Origin of the sequence: Micromonospora phytophila, assembly GCF_023656545.1 — a bacterium.
Taxonomy (GTDB): domain Bacteria; phylum Actinomycetota; class Actinomycetes; order Mycobacteriales; family Micromonosporaceae; genus Micromonospora; species Micromonospora phytophila.
Genome location: NZ_JAMOKF010000563.1, coordinates 1 through 2,056, shown reverse-complemented (window position 1 = coordinate 2,056; position 2,056 = coordinate 1). Strand labels below are relative to the sequence as shown.

General features: G+C 76.2%; 1 protein-coding gene and 2 pseudogenes. All 3 read right to left on the bottom strand.

Going from position 1 to position 2,056, the window contains the following annotated elements:
- Window positions 1-294, bottom strand: a pseudogene (locus NCC78_RS31255) (hypothetical protein); the annotation flags it as partial.
- A gap of 5 nt (window positions 295-299) precedes the next feature.
- A complete protein-coding gene (locus tag NCC78_RS31250) occupies window positions 300-1,274 on the bottom strand; it encodes an alpha/beta fold hydrolase (RefSeq protein ID WP_250799027.1) in 975 nt (324 codons plus the stop codon).
- Window positions 1,275-1,397: 123 nt separating this feature from the next.
- Window positions 1,398-2,056 (bottom strand): annotated as a pseudogene (locus NCC78_RS31245) (hypothetical protein); the annotation flags it as partial.

The following is a 2,056-nucleotide window of genomic DNA, read 5'->3' as shown; positions in this document are numbered from 1 at the left end:
TGACGGGGACGGGGACGCGGGGACCGGCGCGGCAGACACCGGCGCGACGGTCGGCGCGGGAGCCAGTTCCTCGGCGGTGAGCACCTCCGCGCCGACGTCCGCGCCCCGCCGGTCCGCCACCACGGCCACCGCGGCCCCGAGGGCGACGACCAATGCGACCAGCTTGACGAGCTGCCGCGAACGAGCGGCCGTACGCCGGTGCCGTCGATGCGACCGGTCCCCGGCGTGGGCGGGATCCGGGTGGATCCGGCGCCGCGTCGACGTCATGGTGGGGTGGCGGCGGGCGGAGGACATCCAGGTCAGCCTGCCATGTCGGGCCGTTTGGCGGACTCCCCCGTTTCGGCGAGCAGCCCCAGCACCGCCCGGGCCACCAGGCGCGGCACCTCCAGTTGCGCCACGTGACCGACCCCGTCGAGCATCAGCAGTCGGCTGTCCGGGATGACCCGGGCCGTCTGCGGCGCCACCCGGACGTCCACCAGCCGGTCGTGCCGCCCACCGACGACCAGCGTGGGCGCCCGGACCGAGGCGGCCAGCCGCCACAGCGACCCCGACCCCGGCAGGTACGAGCGCAGGAAGGTGGAGACCAGCCCGCGGAAGGTCCGGACGTACGCGGCGGCGTAGTGCGCGGCCTCGTACCGCACCCGGATCTCCTCCAGCGCCTCCTGCCGGCGCTGGTCACAGATCCGACTGAGGTCGCCCACGCACGCCTCCATCACCTGCTGCGCCATCACCTCCGGCGCGAGTTGGGCCAGCCGCCAGGCGGCCAGTCGCTCGCCCCGGGGGATCACCAGCAGCGGCAGCATGCGACCCTGCAGCGACCGCCGGAAGTCGAGGAACGGCAGGGCCGGCGAGACCAGGGTCAGGGTCCGGACCAGGTCCGGCCGCAGCCCCGCCACCTGCACCGAGACCGCACCGCCCAGCGAGTTGCCGAACAGGTGCACCGGCCCCCGGCCGGAGTGCTCGATCCAGCGGATCACCCGGTGGGCGAAGGACGGGACGGTGTAGCGGCGACCCGGTTCGCTGCGACCGAACCCGGGCAGGTCGATGGCCTGCCCGTCGAGCCGGTCGGCGAGCAGGCCGGCCAGGTCCGTCCAGTTCTGCGAGGACCCGCCGAGGCCGTGCACGTAGAGGGCCGGTTCGGCGCCGGGGGCGGTCGCCGGGGTGTCCCGGACGTAGGTGACCGAACCGTCGAGGCGTACCGCCCGGCCCGGCCAGGGTGGCGGGACGGAGTGCTCGGGAAGGAGATGATCCGGCCAGAGGGTGGCGCGCTTCATCACTACAGTCTGCCCAAGCGCGCGGGAGTCGGCAGCACGCCGCCCCTGCCCGGACGGTCACGCTCCGGCTTGCGGCGAGACCCGGGCCGCCGACCCGCGGCTCGCCGAGCCGGTGCGCGGCGCTCAGGCCAGCAGCGCCTCGAGCCGACGGTTCACCGCGGCCAGGGTGGCCCGGACGATCGCCTGCCGCGGGTCACCGGCGACCAGCGCCGAGCCCGCGAGCTGCTCGACCCAGCCGTCGCAGACCAGCAGCACCACGACGGTGGCCACCTCACAGTTGCCGAACGGCACCACCGCGGCGTGCTCGACGAAGCACCGCCCCCGGTCCGACCCGGGGTCGGCGCCGCGCAGCAGCTCGTCCACGGCCGCCGCGGCGGCCACCGCGCAGAGCCGCAGCACGTACCCGTCGACGGCCGGCCCGGTCGAGTAGCCGGCGGCGCTCTCCCCGCCGGCGATCAGGCGTACCTCCACGGTGGCGTCGAGCCCGAAGGTGCTCACCTGGACGTGGTCGATCACCACCCGGGGGCCCGGCGCGCCGCCCGTGTCCAGCGGTCGCGAGGGCGCCGTCTCCGTCGTGGTCACCTGCCCGCCCGAGTACGACGTGCCGACGGTCGCCGGGCTGCCGGTCGCCGCTCCGGCCGGGGCGGCCGAAACCGAACCCGGCTCCTCGACGGTGGCCCGGCCCCGGTGCGGGGCGACGGCCTGCCGACGTCGGCGCGGCGTCTCCGACACCGCTTCGGACCGGACCGGCGGGGCTTCGGCCCGGCCGCCGACCGGCATCC